The sequence below is a fragment of the Streptomyces sp. NPDC043870 genome (assembly GCF_056435785.1).
Genome location: NZ_JBWKDT010000030.1, coordinates 63,246 through 82,007, shown reverse-complemented (window position 1 = coordinate 82,007; position 18,762 = coordinate 63,246). Strand labels below are relative to the sequence as shown.

Here is an 18,762-nt window from a genome sequence, read left to right as displayed (position 1 = left end):
GGACAGGCAGGAGGAGGACACGGCTGACCGACCTTGTACGGGCGGTGGTAGGTTGCGTCTACGGTCGAGTCGTGAGGCATAGCCATGGTGTGTTCAGCACTCGGTGTCGACATCGGTGGCACCAAGTTGCTCATGCTTGCGGAGGGCAAGGGTCTTGCGGGGCCGCTCACGCGGCGGGTGGCAACGGGGCCTGCAGCCACCCCGACGGATATCGAAGCCGCGATCCAGGCCTTCATCGCAGACCATAGCCTTCGGCCCGATGCACTTGGCATCGCTGTACCGGGATTGGTGGCGAACCGGAAGGTTGAGATCTCTGACGTTCTGCCGCAACTCGCCGGCTGGCAGGGACTCGCAGACTGTGACGTTCCACAGCTTCTCGTCAACGACATCCGAGGTGCCCTGGCGCAAGAGGCCACCAACCATGCGGACGCTTCGACCGTGGTCGTGCTCATCTGTGGCACTGCGGTGGGTTCCGCATACCTCTCGGAAGGGAGAGTGGTGAGGGGCTCACGCGGGTGGGCCGGCGAGGTCGGCAGCATGCCGATGGCAACCGGTCACGGAGTGAAACGCCTCGACGAACTCGCGGGCGGCGCGGCGATCGTGAAGCGAACTGGAAGATCACCAGATCAAGTTCACGCCGCACTGGCCCTCGTCGACCCTGGCGTCCAGCGTGTGGTGCACGAAGCAGGGGTGGCATTCGGCCTTGCCATTGCTGCACTTGTGAACATCCTCAACCCGGACGTGGTGCGTGTAGCAGGCGGCACTCTTGGTTACGAGGGGTACTGGGATGCGGCAGTCATGACAGCTCGCGAGCATGCCTTGCCTGAGCTCAGGGAGGCCTGCACGATCAGCCGTATCGAGGACGCTGAACTGGTCGTCGCCAGAGGGGCGATGAAACTGGCTGTCGCCGCCAAGCAGGGTCACTCATGGGTAGAGGAATATGTCTAGTGCTGGGACCGCTCAGGTTCGCCGGGTTGGCCCGATACTCTGCAGGGCATGATCAACTCGTACGCGAGTCTTGACGATGCCGGGGTTGCAATAGCTGCGGCACGTGCCGGCACGGACGTGGTGCGCCAGATGTACGGCCTGCAGCTCTCCCGCATCGACAAGGGCGCGGGGGACTTCGCCACCGCCGCCGATGTGGAGGCCGAGAAGACGATCCTCGGTGTCATCCGTGCTGCTCGGCCCGATGATGCGGTGCTCGGCGAGGAAGGCGGGCAGCAGTGCGCGGCCGCCGCCGTGCGCGAGTGGTTGGTGGATCCCTTGTGCGGCACGCTGAACTACGCCGTCGGTAACATGCTGGTGGCCGTCAACGTGGCGTTGCGCAACGGGGCGGCGGCGGTGGCCGACCCGTTCAGCGGCGAGGTTTTCTTCACCGACGGTGAGACCGCCTGGGTGCGGCACGAAGGGGTCGATGCACAGCTGGCGCCCACGTCTGCCACCCAACTGGTGGACGTCAACCTGGATCCGCCGTTTCCGAGCGCGCCCGGATTCCGGGCCGTGGACTTGTTGGCCCACCCCGGGTTCGTTGAGCGGTTCCGGCCGCGGGTTGTGTCCACGACATTGGCGTTGGCCTGGGTCGCGGCCGGCAAGCGTGCCGCATACGTCACCGATGGCGGTGACCTGTCCGGGAGCGTGCACTTCGCCGCTGGCATCGCTGTGTGCCGTGCCGCTGGTTGCGTCGTCACCGGGATTGACGGCGGCCCGATCGGTCAAGCAGGCCGCGGGCTCGTGGTGGCCGCCGACGCCGAGACCCATGGTCTGTTGATGTCGATGATCTGCGGCCGAAGTTAGTGCGGTGTCCGCACGGGTTCGCCGGGTTGGTCAGGCTGCGGGAGCGAGGTGGCCCGCCCCAGCGGATGCTCTTTTCGCTGCGGATGCAGGCGCGTTCCTTGCGCTGGGCGGCGAGCAACGGCGGCAGGCCCGAGGCATGGCGCAGGGCCCCGCACTCACCCCGACCTGCCTGACCCCCTGCCGGGGTAGGGGGTCAGCATTGGCACCGTGGTGTGACGTGGTCCACGGAGCCTGGCTCCTACGTTCTGGTCGTCGGCAAGCCGGCCGGCCGGACAGTGGAGGTACAGGGCATGGCAGTCAGCGCGTCCCGGCGCACCGACAACGCCGCGGAGACCGGTTCGGGTGTCATCCGGTTGCGGTTCGTGCGCCGGATCGGTTACGCCGCGACGCTCCTTCCGGCGTCGATCACGACGGTCGGCATGGTCGCGGCCGGGCGCTCGGACATGGCGCGCCGGTGGTGGGCCCAGGCCGGTGAGCAGGACTCGGCGGCGCAGTCCTCGGGCCGCCGGCCCGGCGCGGCGCGTCTGCTGGCCCATGCGCTGCTGTGCGTTCCGCTCGGGCTGCTGTCGCTGATCCCGGTCGGGATGGAGATCCTGTTCATCCTGCGCGGCGTCCTGTACCCGCTGGTCGATCCCGGCCCGTACACCACGTCCTGGGGCGGACCGTCGACGGGCGGGGCCTGGCTGGCGCACTTCGGGGTCGGCCTGCTCGCGGCGATGGCCGGGCTGGGTGCTCTGTGGCTCCTCAGCCGCCTCCACGCCCGTCTGGCGGGCGGCATGTGGGGCCGCACAGTAGGGATCGCGCCGTATCTCGTCACCGCCGCCGCGCTCGCCGCCGGTGTGGTGCTGGTCATCGCCTGGACCCACCAGCTGTGACACCGGCCCCGGTCGTGTCGTACCCCGCTACGGTCCGTGCGGATGCTCGTCGAGTACCGACAGGGCCATGCGCGCCGGCAGCGGATCACCGCTCGCTGGGCACTCGCACAGGTCAGGGGTTCCGTGGACGCGGCGCTGTCGGGCCGGCGCAGCGGAGGTGGTCCGCTGTGACGGGGGCGCCTTCGGCGAGGTTGCGGTCGTAGGTGACGGTCTTGACCACCACGGGCTCGGAGCCCACGGTGACTTCGAAGACCGCGTCCTGCCGGGAGACTGCTCGCAGGCGGGCTCCGGGCAGGGCAGCGGCAAGCGTGGACGCATCTGCTTCTCGCCCGGCCGGGTACGTGATGGCAGGCGGGCCGGCGGGCCGCACCGACGGGGCGGACGCCGAGGTGTCCGCCACGTCGAACTTGCTGAGTCGCAGAGCCTTGGCGACGGTGGCGTCATCGACACGCACCTCGATTCCTGCGGGGTCGGTCTCGGCGCGTGTTTCTGGCACGGGCAGGATACGGGTGTCGCCCGTGATGGGGCGATCTGAGCGCAGGGCGTCCCACAGGGCCTGGGAGCGGGCCTCGTGCCAGAGCAGTGTGGAACCCACGCCGGGCACCCGGTGGTCGAAGGCGGAGATCGGCACGGTGGCGAACTCCGTCCGGTCCGCTGACAGACGGCCCAGTGTCCAGCCGATGCGGACGAGGTCGTCCAGACCCGTCCGGTCGTCCGTGCGTACGGACTTGAGCAGCTCGCCGGCCGTACGGGCCGCGCTCACGGGATCGGCCAGTGCCCCTTGCGCGGTCAGACGGGCCAGCATGTCGGCGAGCATCCGCTGCTGGCGGCGGACCCGGCCGAGGTCTCCTGGGCGGTTGATGTGCCGGGCGCGGGCGTAGCGCAGTGCTCCACTGCCGTCGAGGTGCTGTGTACCCGCGGTGATGTCGAGGCCGGAGTTCTCGTCCTTGAGCGGCTTGTCCGTGCACACGGTCGCGCCTCCCAGGTTGTCGACAGCTCGCTCGAAGCCGGTGAAGCCCGTCTCGAGGTAGTGGTCGATGTGCAGGCCGGTGACATTCTCGACGGTTCGCACGGCCAGCGGACCCCGGCCGATCTTGAAAGCCCCGTTGATCTTGCCTCGGCGGGTTGGCGTGGTGGCGCCCTCGAGTGTGGCGTACTCGACGTAACTGTCCCGGGGGATGGAGACGACGCTTGCGCGCTCATGGTCCTCGGAAAGATGGACGAGCATCATCACGTCGGTGCAGTCGCATGCTTTGCCGCCCACGTGAAGACGCCGCTTCTCCGCAGCTGACAGGCCGGCACGGCTGTCGATGCCGACGATCAGGATGTTCGTACCACGGCTGCTGTCCCGGCCCGCCGGTGCGTTCACGGCGGAGACGGCCTGCGCGCCGAGCCAGGGCAAGGAGGAGACCAGGCCGGCCAGAAGAGCCAGTCCGACAACACCACGACGCATCACACACCCCCACAAGGTGCACAGTTGATGAGCACGAAGCTATCGGGCAAGAACGGGAGGGCCGTGTTACGCACCGGTGGGCTCGCCGTACTCCCGGCAGTGATCACCCACGTTGTCCAACGCGGGTGGTCCGTCCCGGTCGGTCCGCGGGCGGACGTCCGTCAGTCGTTCGCCGTCTCGGTGAACGACCTTCCCGAGAAGCACGCACTCAGCGAGGTGAGCGGGTACGTGCTCGGCCCGGGGCCGGACGGGGCGCGGACCACGGGCCCCGGTGCCTGGCTCGCCGCCCGCGCACCGCCGGGCGACTATGGAATACGGGACCGGTCCGGGGCCAGGCACTGGGAGGCACCCGTGGGGCACACCCACACGACCGACGTACTGATCGCGGGCGCCGGCCCGGTCGGACTGAGCGCGGCGGCTGATCTCCGCCGCCACGGAGTGCGCTGCCGTCTCGTCGACCGGCTGCCGGCCCGCCTCCCGTACGCCAAGGCGGTCGGCATCCAGCCACGCACCCTGGAGATCTGGGACCGGATGGGCCTGGCCCGCACCGTCCTGGAGGCCGCCGTTCCGCTGCGCGGCCAGCTCATCTACGTCAACGGCCGGGAACAGGCGCGGATCGCCCTCGAGCTGCCGCCCGAGGTGCCCTACGGATTCGCCGCGCTGCCGCAGTACGAGACCGAGCGCCTCCTCGAGGAGTACGTCGCAGGCCTGGGTACGGTCATCGAACGCGGCACCGAGCTGCTGTCGTTCACCCAGGACCAGGACGGAGTCACCGCCCGGCTGCGCACCGCTTCCGGCGCCGACGAGGAGCTGCGTGCCCGGTACCTGATCGGCTGCGACGGAGCGCACAGCATCGTCCGCAAGGGGCTGGGCCTCACCTTCGAGGGCGCGGCCTTTCCCGAGGAGTACATGCTGGCCGACGTCGAGGCCGACTGGGATCTGCCGCACGGATACGGCGTACGCTCCAGCCACCGCGCCGACAACGGTTCCACCGACGACCTGCTGGTCTGCATCCCGCTGCCCGGCACGGGCCGCTACCGCATGTCGATGCTGGTCCCTCCCGAACTCTCCACGGGGGCGAGCGGCCCGGGGCCCGCGGAGGGCGACGGCGTCGCGCATGGCCTGGAGGGCGGTGGTGGCCCTCAGCTGTCCCACATCCAGGCCGTCGTCGACCGCCTGGCACCCCGCCCCGCCCGCCTCTCCCGGATGCGCTGGTCCTCCGTCTTCCGCATCAGCCACCGCATCGTCGACCGCTACGCCGACGGGCGTGTCTTCGTCGCGGGCGACGCCGCCCACATCCACCCGCCCACCGGCGCCCAGGGCATGAACACCGGCATCCAGGATGCCTGCAACCTGGCCTGGAAGCTCGCCCTCGTCGTCCGGGGGGAGGCGGGGCCCGCCCTGCTCGCCAGCTACGACGCCGAGCGCCGCCCGGTCGGCGAGGAGGTCGTCGGCCGGACCGTCCGGCACGCCACGCACGGCATCGAGACCGACCCCGACGACCCGCGGACCTTGATGCTCCGCGAGGCCCAGCTGCTCGTCGGCTACCGGGGCGGCCCGCTCGCGGGCAGCCCGTACGGGCCGGCCGACGCGCCCCAGCCCGGTGACCGGGCCCCGGACTGCGCCGGCCTGACCGCGCCCGTGGCCACCTACCCGTTGCGCCTGCTCGACATCCTGCGCGGCCGCACGGGCCACGTGGTGCTCCTGTACGCGGCCGGCATCGCCGACCTGGTCGAAGCCGCCCAAGCGAGCAGGGCTGCCGGGGTGCTGTTGATGGCCGACGCCAGCCCGGGCACCCCCGAGGGCCCGGACCCCCGGACCGGTCTCCAGGCCGTCGTCGTCCTCGCCCGCGAAGCAGCACGGTCCGCGGCCGATGCCCTGGCCGTCCCTGGATACCGCGACGCCGCAGGGGAGTTCGCCCGGCTCTATCGCCCCGACGGCTCGACGGGCTTCGTCGTCCGCCCGGACGGGCAGCTCGGCGCCCGCTTCCCGCTCACCGGCACAGCAGCGGCCCTGACCGACTACCTCGCTGCTCTGACCGTGCCGGTGTGAACAGCGCGGAGAGCCACGCCGAAGATCCCCGCAGCGGAACGCAGAAGGCCGCCGACATGGCCCAGTGCATCGCCGAATGCCGTCCATCCGGACCCGCGCGGCCCGCGGCCGGCGAGCCCTCCTCCTGTCGGCACGGCCTGGTTATTTCCCGCCGGAGCCTGACGGATGGCGTACGGTGGGCTCACCGACGCGGGGTGGAGCAGCTCGGTAGCTCGCTGGGCTCATAACCCAGAGGTCGCATGGTTCAAATCCTGCCCCCGCTACCAACTCCGGCACCCTCGACTCACCGTCGAGGGTGCCGGAAGCGTGTGGCATTGCGTTCATCGGCCGTGACGGGTGGACCGTTGTGTCTCGTGTGGCCGTGACGGGCGGACGGGGGGAGGCTGGATTCACGGAGGCGTTCACGGCTTCGCTGCCGGGCGCTGCCGACAGGCTTCCGTGCGGCCTCGCCGAGGACGGCGTTTACGACGGAATCGGACGGGTACCCGGAACGTCCTGTCCCTCGCACCCTGTCCACATGGGAGGCGATTCGTCGTGCAGGCCGAGGACATGCAGGACCGACGGCACAAGCAGGCTCAGCAGGACCGCTCCCGGAACGCACGGGACCGCGTGCCCCGCGTCGTCATCGTGGGAGCGGGGTTCGCCGGCCACCGGACCGCGCGGACCCTCTCCAGGATTCTCGCCCGGGAGCGCGTGGAGCTGGTGCTGCTCAACCCCACCGACTACTTTCTGTACCTGCCCCTCCTCCCTCAGGTGGCCGCCGGCATCCTGGAACCACGGAGGGTGACCATTTCGCTGGCGCACACCCTCCCCCGGGTGCGGCTCGTGCTCGGTGAAGCGACGCAGGTCGATCTCGCGGAGCGCCGTGTGCACTACACGGACCCGGAGGGCGGCCCCGGGGAGCTGGCGTACGACCGGCTCGTACTCGCGGTCGGAAGTGTGAACAAGCTCCTGCCCGTGCCCGGAGTGAGCGAGCACGCCCACGGGTTCCGCGGGCTGCCCGAAGCGCTCTACCTGCGCGATCACATCACCCGGCAGACCGAGTTGGCCGCGTGCTCCGACGACGCCGACGAGTGCGCTGCCCGGTGCACCTTCGTGGTGGTGGGAGCGGGATACACGGGGACGGAGGTCGCTGCCCAGGGGAAGCTGTTCACCGACGCGCTGTACGCCCAGATGGCCCGGCCGAGGCCGCCCCACGGCGCGGCCTGGCGTTCGCCCGGCACCCGCCCGCGCTGGTTGCTCATCGACGTCGCGGACCGGGTGCTGCCGGGACTCGACCGGCGGCTGTCCGAGAGCGCGGACCGGGTGCTGCGCGGTCGGGGCGTGGAGATACGCACCAGCACGTCCGTCAAGGAGGCGACTCCGGCCGGTGTGTGGCTGGCCGACGGCGAGTTCATCGCGACCAGGACGCTCGTCTGGTGCGTCGGCGTACGGCCCGATCCGCTTGTTGCCGGGGTCGGCCTGGCGACCGAGCGCGGCAGGCTGCGTGTGACGCCACGGCTGGACGTGCCGGGGCACCCCGAGGTGTTCGCCTGCGGGGACGCCGCCGCCGTGCCCGATCTGACCCGGCCCCTCTCCGGGAACGGCACCGGGGAGAGCCCCGACGGCAGCTACGGCGGCTTCGAGCTGACCCCCATGACCGCGCAGCACGCAACCCGTCAGGGCGATGTCGCGGCACGCAACGTCGCCGCCTCCCTCGGGCACGGCACCGCTCGCCCCTACCGACACCACGATCTGGGTTTCGCCGTGGACCTGGGCGGGGTGCAGGCGGCCGCGAACCCGCTGGGCGTACCCCTGTCGGGACCGCTCGCGGGCGCGGTCACCCGCGGCTACCACCTCGCCGCGATGCCCGGCAACCGGGTGCGGGTGGCGGCCGACTGGCTGCTGGACGCGGCGCTGCCACGTCAGGCGGTGCAGCTCGGTCTGGTCCGCTCCTGGTCCGTGCCGCTGGACACGGCCTCGCCCGAGCTCGCCCGGGCCCCGGGCCCACCGTCGAAGGAGTGACGTGCGAAGGGAGTGACATGCGCTACGAAGAACTGGCCGAACTCGGCCAGCAGTTGCGGGTGGATTCGGTACGGGTCGCCGACGCGGCTGGCTCGGGGCATCCGACCTCGTCGATGTCGGCCGCCGACCTCGCCGCCGTACTCCTCGCCCACCATCTGCGCTATGACTTCGACGCCCCGGACAATCCGGCGAATGACCGCTTGATCTTCTCCAAGGGGCATGCCTCGCCCCTGCTGTACTCCCTCTTCAAGGCGGCGGGCGCGGTCGACGACGAGGAGCTGCTGACGTTCCGCCGGCTGGACAGCCCACTGGAAGGGCACCCCACGCCCCGGCTGCCCTGGGTCGACGTAGCCACCGGCTCGCTCGGCCAAGGCCTGCCGATCGGCGTCGGGATGGCCCTCGCGGGCAAGTATCTCGACCAGATCCCGTACCGCGTGTGGGTGCTGTCCGGGGACAGCGAGATGGCGGAGGGCTCCGTCTGGGAGGCCGTCGAGCACGCCTCGTACGAGAAACTGAGCAATCTGACGCTGATCGTCGACGTCAACCGGCTCGGGCAACGGGGGCCGACCCGCCACCAGCACGACCTGGACGCGTACGCGCGCAGGCTCCGTGCCTTCGGTTGGCATACGGTCGAAATCGACGGCCACGACGTCGAGGCCGTGGACAAGGCGCTCACCGAGGCGGGGCGGACGAAGGACCGGCCGACCGCGGTCATCGCGGCCACGTTCAAGGGCCGCGGCGTCGCCGCTGTGGAGGACCAGGAAGGAAAGCACGGCAAGCCGCTGCCTGACGCGAAGGCGGCGATAGAGGAACTCGGCGGGCCGCGCTTCGTGCGCGCCGAGGTCCAGTCCCCGCCGTCGGCGAGCGTTCAGCTGCCCCGGGCCAAGGGCCCGTTGGAGCTCCCGCGCTTCGACCGCGGCGGCGATGAGGCGACGCGCACGGCGTACGGACGGGCCCTGGCGGCGCTCGGCTCGGCACGCGGGGACGTGGTCGCTCTCGACGGCGAGGTCAGCGACTCCACGCGGGCGGAGTACTTCAAGAAGGAGCATCCAGACCGGTTCTTCGAGTGCTACATCGCGGAGCAGCAGCTCGTCGCGGCGGCGGTCGGCCTGCAGGCGCGCGGCTGGGTGCCGTACGCGTCCAGCTTCGCCGCGTTCCTCACCCGGGCTCATGACTTCGTCCGGATGGCGTCGGTGAGCCGGGCCGGGATCAATCTCGTGGGCTCGCACGCGGGTGTGGCGATCGGCCAGGACGGCCCCTCGCAGATGGGTCTGGAGGATCTGGCCATGTTCCGCGCCGTCCACGGCTCGACGGTTCTGTATCCGTGCGACGCCAACCAGACGGCACGGCTGGTGGCGGCCATGGCGGATCTGGACGGAGTCCGTTATCTGCGTACGACCCGCGGCTCGACGCCCGTGATCTACGGCCCCGACGAGGAGTTCCCGGTCGGCGGCAGCAAGGTGCTGCTCCGCAGCGACCAGGATCGGGCGACGATCGTCGCCGCAGGCGCGACGGTGCACGAAGCCATGCTCGCCGCAGACGCGCTCGCCGCCGACGGGATCCCGGTCCGGGTCATCGATCTGTACTCCGTGAAGCCGGTGGACGTGGACACGCTCAACGACGCGGCCGGGGCGACGGGATGCATCCTCACGGTGGAGGACCACCATCCGGAAGGCGGGCTCGGCGACGCCGTCGCGGACGCGTTCTCGGACGGTCGTCCGGTACCGCGACTCGCCCGGCTGGCCGTGCGCAACATGCCCGCGTCGGCGACACCAGAGGAGCAGATGCATGCATCCGGCATCGACGCGGAGTCGATCGCTGCGGCGGTGAAACTGCTGGTGGAGAGGATCGTCGTGCCCTAGGTGTATTGCCCTGTCCGGTGGATCTTGCTGGACTCGCCTGATCCACCGGACAGGCCCTGGAGGGGCGTCGCACCTGGCGGATCGTCGTGCCCTGGAGGGGCGTCGTACCAGGGGTCCGCTCGGGCCGTGGAGGGTCGCTGCAGCTGGCAGTTCGCCGTGCCCCGGAGGGGCGTCGCGCGAATGGTGTCGGGCACGCCATGACGGCCGGCAGCGGTCGCGTACACGATGTCCACCGCATCCGGGAACACCACGATCAACGCCGAATCCCACGCGGGCTTGCCGATGGCGCCGACGGCCTGGTCTGCAACCCCGGGTGCTCACGACTGGGGTCGCAGGAGAAGTTCTCCGGCCAGGTGGATGGCTTCGCGTTTGGTGCGTCCGGGGTGGTCTGCGGCGATGAAGTGGCGGCCGATCGCGAGCGCGAAGGTCAGCGTGCTTCGCGCCTCGACTTCGTCGGGGTCTGCGATGAAGCTCCCGAACATTGTGCGAAGGAACTCCATCCGGGCGTTGTCCATGCGACGCAGTCGCTTCGCGACCGACGGGTCTTGGCGAGCCCACTCACGGACCGCGAGATCGATCCGGTGCAGGTCTTCCGAGAAGGTCAGTTGGCCGGCGCGCCGGACCCTTTCGGCAGGGTCCCCGCCTTCGGACTCGACCTGCTCGAGGATGTCGTTGGTGCAACGCTGTTCCCACTCGTCGAGCATCTCGTCGAGCAACGCGGGACGACCGTCGAAGTACCCGTAGAACCCGCCCTTCGTCACCCCGATCTCGGCGGCCAGAGCCTCTACTCGGACAGCGTCCGGTCCGCCCCGGGCGAGTGCGTCGAGTCCCGCTTCGATCCAGCGACTTCGTGGGGTACGAGCGATGGGAGGCACCTTCTCACCTGTTCTCAGGGGTGTTTGACCGGGGGAGTGTACGGTACCGTACAGATGAAGTATACGGCTGCGTACAGAATGAGAGGTCGAAGCGTGGCACGACTCGCGAGGTCCACCTACACCGAGCATCGGTGGCGCATCCACGAACTCACCTCCGACTTCAGAGTCGAGGACGTGTGGGCGTTCCGAACCCCCGGAGCCGGGCCTGACGACTTCCCGGCGATGCTGGCAGCGATGCGGACATCCGGCGGGCTCGCGAGACAGACCTGGCCGGTGCGGTTCTTGTTCGCCGTTCGATGGAAGCTCGGCGCGCTCCTCGGCTGGGACAAGCCGATGGGGGGAGTCGGTGCGCGGGTTGCCTCGCTCCGGGACCGCCTGCCCAGCGATCTTCGCGATGCTCACCGGGGCCAGGACAACGACAACATGCCCCTGAAAGGGATCTACGAGATCGCCACGGAGTCCGCTCGCGAACTGGCGAACAAGACCGTGCACACGGTGATGCACCTCAGCTGGGTGCAGGGGGCGAACGGTGACCACGAGCTGCGGATGGCCGTCCTCGTCAAGCCCAACGGATGGTTCGGGCGGCTCTACATGGCCGCCATCGCGCCGTTCCGATACTTCATCGTCTACCCAGCCCTGGCCCGGCAGTGGGAACGATCCTGGCTCGACCGCAACGATCTCGCGACACAGCTTGGCGAACGGGGCTGATGATGAACGCTGGTAAGCAACTGCTGCGCTGGGCGAGCGGCATCATGCTCGTACTGGGGACAGGTCACCTGTTGTTGCTGACTCTTTTCGCCTGGGACAGCGTCACCGGCTGGGTGGACCGGGGGACGTGGGCAGCTGTCCCGCTCGCGCTGACGGACAGTGGCGCCGATCAGACAGTGGAGTCCCTTCAGAATCAGGTCGCGTTCTGGGCCGGTCCGGGAAGCTTCGCCGTGCCCCTGATTCTCCTGGGTTGCCTGACATGGCACCTTGCCGGACGCGGGGTGGCCGTGCCCGCCGGGATCGGCTGGGGCCTCGCGGCGTGGTGTTTCGTCGGCGGAGTCCTGCTTGTGCCGTCTCCGTACTTCGCGGGCGTCATCTCCGGCGCACTCATCATCCTGGCGGCGCGGAAAGAAGACCGGTCGCGGGCAGCCCGCGACCCGGAGAAGGACCTGGCGTGATTCGCGTCCGCCCGCGAGGGGCTGCCGACAGCTGGGTACTTCTCGAAGGCGCTGACCGGCGACCATCCGCTCAACGGCTTGCCACCACCGGCGCAGGTCCTGGACCCGCCGACCGGGGCCTTGCTCACCTCCCGCCGGAGCACCGCCCCGTCCTGGCTCATGCCAAGGAGCTGTATCGGCTTCCGGGAATGGTGACTGGGTGGCCTGTTGTGGGCGTGGCAGGTGATGCTTGGCACGGATACTACGGATGCGGCGCTTGGCCGCGCCGGTCCGGGGGCTGAACCTGGTTGGCAGTGTGCAGGTGTGAGGGGGCGGCGGGGGCGTGGAGTTGCTGGATGGTTCGGATCCGGGGGCTATTGGTGGTTATCCACTGCTGGCGCGGCTCGGTGAGGGTGGCATGGGGCGGGTGTATCTGTCCCGGACGGTGTCGGGGCGCCCGCTGGCGTTGAAGACGGTGCGTGCCGAGTTCGGACGGGAGCCGGGGTTCGAGGAGCGGTTCGCGCGTGAAATCCGTAACAGCGACCGGGTGCGCTCTCCTTGGACCACTGCGGTGGTGGACTACAGCCCGGTGGGGCAGCGCCCGCAGTGGCTCGCCACGGAGTATGTGGCCGCGCCGTCACTGGCCGAGTGGGTGCAGCGGTACGGCCGGCTGCCCGAACGGTCCGTACTGGCGCTGGCGGCCGAGTTGTGCGGGGCGCTGGGGGCGGTACACGGGGCGGGGCTGGCCCACCGGGACGTCAAGCCGTCCAATGTACTGTTGGGCCGCCGTAGTCCTTTGCTCATCGACTTCGGGATCGCACGTGCCATGGAGGACTCGCGTCACACGAGGACCGGCGGTGTGATCGGTTCTCCCGGTTATCTGGCGCCGGAGCAGGCGAGTGCCGGGGGATCGGGCGCGCCGGGTGATGTCTTCTCCCTGGCTGCGGTGCTGGTGTACGCGGCGACGGGAATGGGCCCCTTTTCCCACCCCGGCGAGGAGGTCTCGGCCGCGGTGTTGCTGTACCGCATCGTGCACGAGGAGCCGAACCTCGATGGCGTTCCGGCGGCCCTGGTCTCGTTGCTGCGGTCCTGCCTGGCCAAGAACCCGCAGCAGCGACCTACGGCCGGCGCCGTCGGCGCGCTGCTGGAACGCCTGGGCGGCCGGACCGGTACCTGGCCGCAACTGCTGCCTGAAGCGCTGGAGAGGGATCTCGCCGTGCGCGAGGCGGAGGCGCACGCGTTGGTCTCCGCAGCAGGGCAACCGGCGCCTGTGGCGACTGCGTCACGTGAGGCTGCGGATGGTCCGGCTTCCGACGCCGCAGGGAACTCTGCCCCTGAGGGCGCAGGGACCGCTGCCCCTGAGGGCGCAGGGACCGCTGCCCCTGACGGTGCAGACACCGCTGCCCCTGACGGTGCTGAGACCGCCGCTGCGCCGGCTGCCGGTTCACTGCGACGGTGGTTGTCCGGCCGTACCGGCCGGGCGGTCGCAGGGGCCGTTGCCGCGGCTCTGACCGCCGTGGCGGGCACGCTCGTCGTGCAGCGTCTCTCCGGCAATGACGCATCCGGCACGACGCCTTCCCCGTCACCCACCGCCGCTTCGCTTCCCGCGTCCTGGGCAGGTACATGGGTCGGCACCGGCCCGGGCACCCCAACCGCCGACGGCGTCACCCAGGCCCGGACCGAACAGTTCGCCGTCACCCTGACCCTCCACCCGGCACTGCGGGGTGAGCTGGCGGGCAAGCAGGTCAGCAACGTGACCGAGGTGGGCTCCGGCCGTGAACTGGGATGCACCGAGGCCCTGCAACTGCGGGAGGTGCGCAGGACATCGATGGTCTTCGAGGCGGTCACCAGCCACCCCACCGACCGATCGGCCGCCGTCTCCTGCCCCAAGGGCAATATCTACGTCGTCACGATGACCGGCCACGACACCCTGGGCCTGGGTGACGAAGGTGCCCAGTCCGCCGGGGCGCCGTCCACCCTCACCCGGCGCTGAGGGACGCGCCCGTCGGCCCGGCGGTCCGGCTGGACGAACGGATGGTCCTCAACGGCCTTCCCCGGAAAGGAGGCTCCGCAGCCCGGCTCGTGGCCGGTGGTGGGGGCAGGGATCATGCCTGTCCCCGTGCCCGGTGCCGCTTTGTGTACGACCAGGTCACCGCGGTCATCAGGGCCGGGATGGCGAACAGCGGGGCGAAAGCGAAGCCCCAGACGGTCTGTGCCGTGCCGCTCGACATGTACGTCTGGCTCTCGACGGTGAAAGCGACCACGAGTTGCCACAGCGCCACCAGGGCCAGGACGCCCGAGGCGGTCCAGGCGAGCGCGGCGAGGGCCCGGGGGCGCAGTGGCCGCCATCCGTCGCTGACGAGCAGCAGCGGAAACAGAGCGGCCAGCTCGGCAAGGACGGAGAGGCCGACGACGTATGCGATGCCCCAGCCAGGGATGTCGAAGATGTCGTGCAACACCTGGTCGCTGTAGCCCACATGGACACCGGATGCCATGGCGATGCGCCACAGGCCGGACGGGAGTGCGCACAGAGCGATGGCGTGGGCGGCACGCCGAGCCCAGACAGGTGCGGGTGCGGGTGCGGAGTCGGGGAGGGGGACGGTCGCTGGGGTCATGACGTACATGCTGGCCGTGGACCTGGCAGCCGCGCTTCGTCCGCTACGGCGGACCGTCTCCGCCGTGCGGCGGAGGGCGCACCCGCTGAGGGAGGACCTGAGGAGGGCTCAATCGCCGGACGAGCCCAGGTCGTCCAGCCGTCCGTCCGGTGACCGAGGACAGCGTGACCAGCCCGGTGAACGTTCGCCGGCACAGCAGCATCGCGCATCCTGGAAAACCGTGGGGTTCGCGAATCCATGCGCAGTGTCTGCTGCGGGAACACCGAAATCCGCGCTCGATGAGCACAGGTCAGGTGGCTGCTGACGATCTGGGTCATCGCGGCATCGTCGGTGGCGGCATCGTCGGCGAAGGTTTGCAGCCATGGGCGGTCATGCACGCGGGCGCGTCGGAGGTGGTCACGGACCTCCGGCCGCTGCCCGCAGCGGCCCGGTGGGGCGATCGGAGACGGGTGGTGCCCTTCACTCCGGCTTCGACTGGTGCTCGGCGGAATGGGCCAGAGCGGTGATGAGGTGCTCCAGGGCGGCAGTGGCGGTGGCGCCGGTGGCGGCGACTTCGGGCACGATGTCGCAGGCGGAGCGGCGCAGTTCGAGCCATCCGAGGAAGGCGGCATACGCGGCGACCGCCTGACGCCGGGCTGGGGCGGCGGCCAGCCCCAGATCGGTGTACAGGTCGGTGAGATAGGCGATCCGCCGCTCGGTGACCCGGCGCAGGACCGGGGCAACGGCGGGGTGATCGGCGTGGGCCACGATCGCGGGCTCCAGGCCGTTGATGTCTTCCTGCCCCAGCGCGACGGTGAAGAGGGCCGTCAGCCGCTGGCGGGGGTCGGTGATGTCGCCCAACTCTTCGATCAGCGCTGTGGTGTCGTCCCGCTCCCACACCTCCAGCGCGGCCGTCAGCAACGCATCGCGATCCTTGAAGTGCCAGTAGAAGCTGCCACGGGTTGCCTCCAGCTCGCTCGCGAGCGCGTTGACCGACACTGCGGCGACGCCCCCACGTGCCATCGCGCGCAGCGCCGCGGTCGACCAGTCCTGGGGGGTGAGGTGCCTTCTTGCCATGTCCGTACAGTACTGTATGGTCGTTCCGTACAGGGGTGTACGGACGGAGGGGGCAGCATGACGCTGACGAAACTCGCCGGGGCGACGGCCGCAGTCGGCCTGGGCGCGGTCGGGGCTTTGCACGGGATCTGGACCTTCTCGCCCTGGCCACTGGCCAGCCGTGCCGACTTCGCCCGTACGGTCGTCGGGGTCGCTGAAGCCGACCTGCCCACGCCGGAGTTGACGGCCGTAGTCGCGGCAGTGCTCGGGGCGGCGGCCTATGCCACCGCGGCCCGGGCCGAGTTGGTCCCACAGGTGGGGCCGCGTCGTGTGGTGCGCCAGGGCGTATGGGGCGTCGCCGGCGTGCTGCTGCTGCGGGGCGCGGCTGGTCTGGTCTCCTCCGGTCTCACCCGCCGGCCGACCGACTTCACCCGCTGGGACCTGGCGCTGTACTCCCCCCTGTGTCTGGCGCTCGGGGCGCTGACGGCATACGTCGCCGTCTCCACCCACTCTTCCCACCGCCAGGGCCGACGCCGTACGTCAGACAGCCAAGGAGCGTAGGAATGAGGAAGGTGACAATGAGCCGATTGATTCCCCGACTGGTGATCGGGCTGACCGCACTGCACTTCGCAGTCGCCCTGATCGCCTCGAGCACCTTCGGTGACGTGGCCCGCGACGGGCTCTGGAATGCCGTCCCCGGAAATCCGCAGCGCGAATACGAGATGTGGTTCTTCCTCGCAGGGTTCGGCCTCCTTGCTCTCGGCACGCTCAGCCAACGCATCGTCCGTGACACCGGCAGGCTCCCGGCACAGCTCGGCTGGTACCTGCTTGCCATCGGTGTGCCGCTGCAGATTCTCTATCCGGTGTCCGGCGCGCCCGGGCTGATCGTGCTCGGGGTGCTGGCCCTGATCGCGGCCCGGCGTGACGGCGCCGTGGAGAGTCGTAGGACACCCCCTGCCGGCAATTACCGACCGTGAGCTCTGGAGCTGTTGGAGCAGGGGACGCGTATCGCCGACGCGGCCGGTGGTGTCACGGACGAGGCCTGGGCGAACGCCGCCAAGCACCACGACGAGGACCAGCTCGCAGCCCTGGTGTCTCTCATCGCCCTCATCAACGCCTTCAACCGTGCCAACGTCATCGTCCAGCAGCCCGCCGGCGACTAGCAGCCCGGCCAGTTCGGGTGACCAGGAGCACCTGGCCGGGACCGCCGGTGCCATCCGGCACCAGCACCGGCAGCACGCGCGCCGGGCACCGCTCGCCGGGGCCCGGCGTGTTGCTCGGGTCCGCCCGGGGACCATCGCTCCGTGCCGTCGTTCTGTTCACCGTCCCGCCGCACGTCGGCGGGACGTGACGCGCCGGCGGCATCGGGGGAGAGGCCGACGCTCCGCCTCCGTTCAGGCCTGCTGCTCGCTGATGTTGACCAGCCAGGTGATGCCGAAGCGGTCCGTGCACATGCCGAAGACGTCGCCCCACACCTGCTTCTCCAGCGGTACCGAGACCGTGCCGCCTCCCGAGAGCTTGTCCCAGTAGCCGCGCAATTCGTCGGCGTCATCCCCGCTCAGGCTCACGGAGATGTTGTTCCCGGGCTTGTGCTCCATCCCTGGCGGGGTGTCCGCGCCCATGAGCGTGAAGCCGCTGTCGGTCTCGAGCATGCTGTGCATGATCTTGTCGGCGGCCTCTCCGGCCTCCTTCTCGCCGAAGTCGCCGAACGTGTTCACCGCCAGGGTGCCCCCGAAGATCTCCTTGTAGAACTCCATGGCTTGCCGGGCGTCGCCGTTGAAGCTGATGTACGGGTTCAGTCGAGAAGACATGGAATGTTCCTTTCGCGATGAGACTTCGGTTCTGGCAGATTAGGCGGTGCACTGCCGATGATCGCGGCGACTCCCCGGCCGTCGAACGACGCCCTGTTGCCACAAAGGGTCGACGGCAGGCCCTCCAGGCTGATGCCCTCAGGCTGATGCCCTCCGCGGCGACGACTGCGGCATGGCCGGTGAGCATGCCGACCGATGAGCCATCAGCAGGCCCTGCGCGCGACCACGCGGCGATGGCATCGCGGCGTGCTTGTACTACCGACCCGGCGCCGAGCTGGGCGTGCTGTGACCGGCGATCCCTCGCAGCGCGATGGGATGGGCATCCGCGAACTGGTCTGCCTCGATGTGATGAACGGACCCAGCCATCGGCCGAACCAGCGACCCGAGAGCGACGAGGTACGCAGCGCACCGGCTCCAGGCCGTCGTCCGCGCGTTGTGTCACATCCCGGCGGGCCGTGCCGTCTTACTGCTGAGACGCGTCCAGCACGGGGCGAAGGCACAGAGCAGAGGAGAGACCGCATGTCGGCAACCGGGGCAACAAGCAACACGGCGACGTTCCACCGCTTCCACTCCGCCGTGAACAGCGGCGACCCGGAAACCATCGCGAAAGCCATCGACGAGTTCGTCGCACCGGACATGGTCTTCCACGCGCCGGTACCGATGGGCGCGACGGGAGCGGAGGCCCTGAAGCGGGTGTGGGAGGTGCTCCTGCGCGCGTTCCCCGACATCCACGTCTCCGTCGAGGAAACGATCACGGAGGGCGATAAGGTCGTCTCCAGGAACACGGTGACCGGCACCCATCGGGGCGAGTACCAGGGCCTGCCGCCCACCGGAAGGACCGTCACCTACAACGAGATCTTCATCTTCCGCTTCGTCGACGGGCGGATCGCCGAGATCCGGGGCGTCGTCGACGTCCTCGCACAGCTGCGCCAGCTCGGCGCCCTCCCGTCCTGACGAGACCCGCAGGTTCACGCCTCTCAGACCGACGCCGCTTCTTCTCGGGTTCGTGCGAGCCTCTGCAGCGTGCAGAAGGCTGGGGAGTGGGCCGGCCGCTTCGTGACCTTCAGCGGTGGTTGTACCGCCATCTGGTCGGCGAGGAGGCGGCCGGCCGGGACAGCGCAGTGGGGGGGGGGGGGGGGGGGGGGGGGGAGAAGAGAAAACAAAAAAGGGCGGAGCCCCCCCCCAAGCAACAGCAACGGAACACACTCTTCTGCCTTGTCCACCGGGGAGCGTTGCGTAAC

The 18,762-nt window shown here is 69.9% G+C and carries 17 protein-coding genes, 1 tRNA gene and 1 pseudogene; 14 read left to right on the top strand and 5 right to left on the bottom strand.

Annotation, left to right across the window (positions count from 1 at the left end):
* The first annotated feature begins 84 nt into the window (after nt 1-84).
* From AC0699_RS29205 to AC0699_RS29195, 3 genes are all read left to right on the top strand, one after another.
* Nucleotides 85-948, top strand: a complete 864-nt coding sequence (locus tag AC0699_RS29205) for an ROK family protein (RefSeq protein ID WP_478666055.1) — start codon at nt 85-87, stop codon at nt 946-948.
* Between the two features lie 48 nt (nt 949-996).
* Nucleotides 997-1,794, top strand: coding sequence for an inositol monophosphatase family protein (locus AC0699_RS29200; RefSeq protein WP_478666053.1), 798 nt, complete (start codon nt 997-999; stop codon nt 1,792-1,794).
* Nucleotides 1,795-2,084: 290 nt separating this feature from the next.
* The gene (locus tag AC0699_RS29195) at nt 2,085-2,669 is read left to right on the top strand and encodes a hypothetical protein (protein ID WP_478666051.1); all 585 of its coding nucleotides are present in this window, start codon (nt 2,085-2,087) and stop codon (nt 2,667-2,669) included.
* 112 nt (nt 2,670-2,781) lie between these two features.
* Here the strand turns inward: AC0699_RS29195 and AC0699_RS29190 are convergent, their stop codons facing one another.
* Complete coding sequence (locus AC0699_RS29190; RefSeq protein WP_478666048.1) at nt 2,782-4,122, bottom strand: LCP family protein; 1,341 nt, start codon at nt 4,120-4,122, stop codon at nt 2,782-2,784.
* 351 nt (nt 4,123-4,473) lie between these two features.
* Between AC0699_RS29190 and AC0699_RS29185 the strand changes: the two genes are divergently transcribed.
* The 4 genes from AC0699_RS29185 (at nt 4,474) to AC0699_RS29170 (ending at nt 10,040) form a co-directional block, all read left to right on the top strand.
* Entirely contained in the window at nt 4,474-6,174 is a 1,701-nt protein-coding gene (locus AC0699_RS29185; RefSeq protein WP_478666114.1) for an FAD-dependent monooxygenase, read from the top strand.
* A 188-nt stretch (nt 6,175-6,362) separates the two neighbouring features.
* Nucleotides 6,363-6,440, top strand: a tRNA-Met gene (locus AC0699_RS29180).
* A 283-nt stretch (nt 6,441-6,723) separates the two neighbouring features.
* The gene (locus tag AC0699_RS29175) at nt 6,724-8,178 is read left to right on the top strand and encodes an NAD(P)/FAD-dependent oxidoreductase (RefSeq protein ID WP_478666111.1); all 1,455 of its coding nucleotides are present in this window, start codon (nt 6,724-6,726) and stop codon (nt 8,176-8,178) included.
* A gap of 17 nt (nt 8,179-8,195) precedes the next feature.
* Nucleotides 8,196-10,040 carry a transketolase gene (locus AC0699_RS29170; RefSeq protein WP_478666046.1) on the top strand — a complete coding sequence of 615 codons (1,845 nt, stop codon included), beginning with the start codon at nt 8,196-8,198 and terminating at the stop codon, nt 10,038-10,040.
* Between the two features lie 317 nt (nt 10,041-10,357).
* On the opposite strand, the gene AC0699_RS29165 is transcribed toward AC0699_RS29170, so the two are convergent.
* Nucleotides 10,358-10,915, bottom strand: coding sequence for a TetR/AcrR family transcriptional regulator (locus tag AC0699_RS29165; RefSeq protein WP_478666044.1), 558 nt, complete (start codon nt 10,913-10,915; stop codon nt 10,358-10,360).
* A gap of 93 nt (nt 10,916-11,008) precedes the next feature.
* Here AC0699_RS29165 and AC0699_RS29160 point away from each other — a divergent pair, with 93 nt between their 5' ends.
* From AC0699_RS29160 to AC0699_RS29150, 3 genes are all read left to right on the top strand, one after another.
* A complete protein-coding gene (locus AC0699_RS29160; protein ID WP_478666041.1) occupies nt 11,009-11,623 on the top strand; it encodes a DUF2867 domain-containing protein in 615 nt (204 codons plus the stop codon).
* Nucleotides 11,623-12,081 carry a DUF6463 family protein gene (locus AC0699_RS29155; RefSeq protein WP_478666038.1) on the top strand — a complete coding sequence of 153 codons (459 nt, stop codon included), beginning with the start codon at nt 11,623-11,625 and terminating at the stop codon, nt 12,079-12,081. Before AC0699_RS29160 ends, AC0699_RS29155 begins: the two co-directional genes overlap by 1 nt.
* Nucleotides 12,082-12,403: 322 nt before the next feature.
* Nucleotides 12,404-14,053 (top strand): serine/threonine-protein kinase, encoded by a 1,650-nt coding sequence (locus tag AC0699_RS29150; protein WP_478666035.1) that lies wholly within the window; start codon nt 12,404-12,406, stop codon nt 14,051-14,053.
* Between the two features lie 112 nt (nt 14,054-14,165).
* Here AC0699_RS29150 and AC0699_RS29145 read toward each other — a convergent pair whose 3' ends face one another.
* A complete protein-coding gene (locus tag AC0699_RS29145; protein ID WP_478666033.1) occupies nt 14,166-14,684 on the bottom strand; it encodes a hypothetical protein in 519 nt (172 codons plus the stop codon).
* Nucleotides 14,685-15,134: 450 nt separating this feature from the next.
* Entirely contained in the window at nt 15,135-15,731 is a 597-nt protein-coding gene (locus AC0699_RS29140) for a TetR/AcrR family transcriptional regulator (RefSeq protein ID WP_478666031.1), read from the bottom strand.
* A 57-nt stretch (nt 15,732-15,788) separates the two neighbouring features.
* On the opposite strand from AC0699_RS29140, the gene AC0699_RS29135 reads away from it, so the two are divergent.
* The 3 genes and pseudogenes from AC0699_RS29135 to AC0699_RS29125 form a co-directional block, all read left to right on the top strand.
* Nucleotides 15,789-16,271: a DUF3995 domain-containing protein gene (locus tag AC0699_RS29135; RefSeq protein WP_478666027.1), complete on the top strand. Its 483-nt coding sequence runs from the start codon at nt 15,789-15,791 to the stop codon at nt 16,269-16,271.
* Between the two features lie 2 nt (nt 16,272-16,273).
* Nucleotides 16,274-16,687, top strand: coding sequence for a DUF6463 family protein (locus AC0699_RS29130; RefSeq protein ID WP_478666025.1), 414 nt, complete (start codon nt 16,274-16,276; stop codon nt 16,685-16,687).
* Nucleotides 16,688-16,873, top strand: a pseudogene (locus AC0699_RS29125) (carboxymuconolactone decarboxylase family protein); the annotation flags it as partial.
* 231 nt (nt 16,874-17,104) lie between these two features.
* Here AC0699_RS29125 and AC0699_RS29120 read toward each other — a convergent pair.
* Nucleotides 17,105-17,521, bottom strand: a complete 417-nt coding sequence (locus tag AC0699_RS29120) for a VOC family protein (RefSeq protein ID WP_478666022.1) — start codon at nt 17,519-17,521, stop codon at nt 17,105-17,107.
* Between the two features lie 519 nt (nt 17,522-18,040).
* Between AC0699_RS29120 and AC0699_RS29115 the strand changes: the two genes are divergently transcribed.
* A complete protein-coding gene (locus tag AC0699_RS29115) occupies nt 18,041-18,475 on the top strand; it encodes an ester cyclase (protein WP_478666019.1) in 435 nt (144 codons plus the stop codon).
* The last annotated feature ends 287 nt before the right edge of the window (nt 18,476-18,762 follow it).

Bases quoted from the DNA above. Each gene is read 5' to 3' on its own strand.
- AC0699_RS29205 (WP_478666055.1), top strand. From the start codon at position 85: ATGGTGTGTTCAGCACTCGGTGTCGACATCGGTGGCACCAAGTTGCTC.
- AC0699_RS29200 (WP_478666053.1), top strand. From the start codon at position 997: ATGATCAACTCGTACGCGAGTCTTGACGATGCCGGGGTTGCAATAGCT.
- AC0699_RS29195 (WP_478666051.1), top strand. From the start codon at position 2,085: ATGGCAGTCAGCGCGTCCCGGCGCACCGACAACGCCGCGGAGACCGGT.
- AC0699_RS29190 (WP_478666048.1), bottom strand. From the start codon at position 4,122: ATGCGTCGTGGTGTTGTCGGACTGGCTCTTCTGGCCGGCCTGGTCTCC.
- AC0699_RS29175 (WP_478666111.1), top strand. From the start codon at position 6,724: ATGCAGGACCGACGGCACAAGCAGGCTCAGCAGGACCGCTCCCGGAAC.
- AC0699_RS29170 (WP_478666046.1), top strand. From the start codon at position 8,196: ATGCGCTACGAAGAACTGGCCGAACTCGGCCAGCAGTTGCGGGTGGAT.
- AC0699_RS29155 (WP_478666038.1), top strand. From the start codon at position 11,623: ATGATGAACGCTGGTAAGCAACTGCTGCGCTGGGCGAGCGGCATCATG.
- AC0699_RS29145 (WP_478666033.1), bottom strand. From the start codon at position 14,684: ATGTACGTCATGACCCCAGCGACCGTCCCCCTCCCCGACTCCGCACCC.
- AC0699_RS29140 (WP_478666031.1), bottom strand. From the start codon at position 15,731: ATGGCAAGAAGGCACCTCACCCCCCAGGACTGGTCGACCGCGGCGCTG.
- AC0699_RS29135 (WP_478666027.1), top strand. From the start codon at position 15,789: ATGACGCTGACGAAACTCGCCGGGGCGACGGCCGCAGTCGGCCTGGGC.
- AC0699_RS29130 (WP_478666025.1), top strand. From the start codon at position 16,274: ATGAGGAAGGTGACAATGAGCCGATTGATTCCCCGACTGGTGATCGGG.
- AC0699_RS29120 (WP_478666022.1), bottom strand. From the start codon at position 17,521: ATGTCTTCTCGACTGAACCCGTACATCAGCTTCAACGGCGACGCCCGG.
- AC0699_RS29115 (WP_478666019.1), top strand. From the start codon at position 18,041: ATGTCGGCAACCGGGGCAACAAGCAACACGGCGACGTTCCACCGCTTC.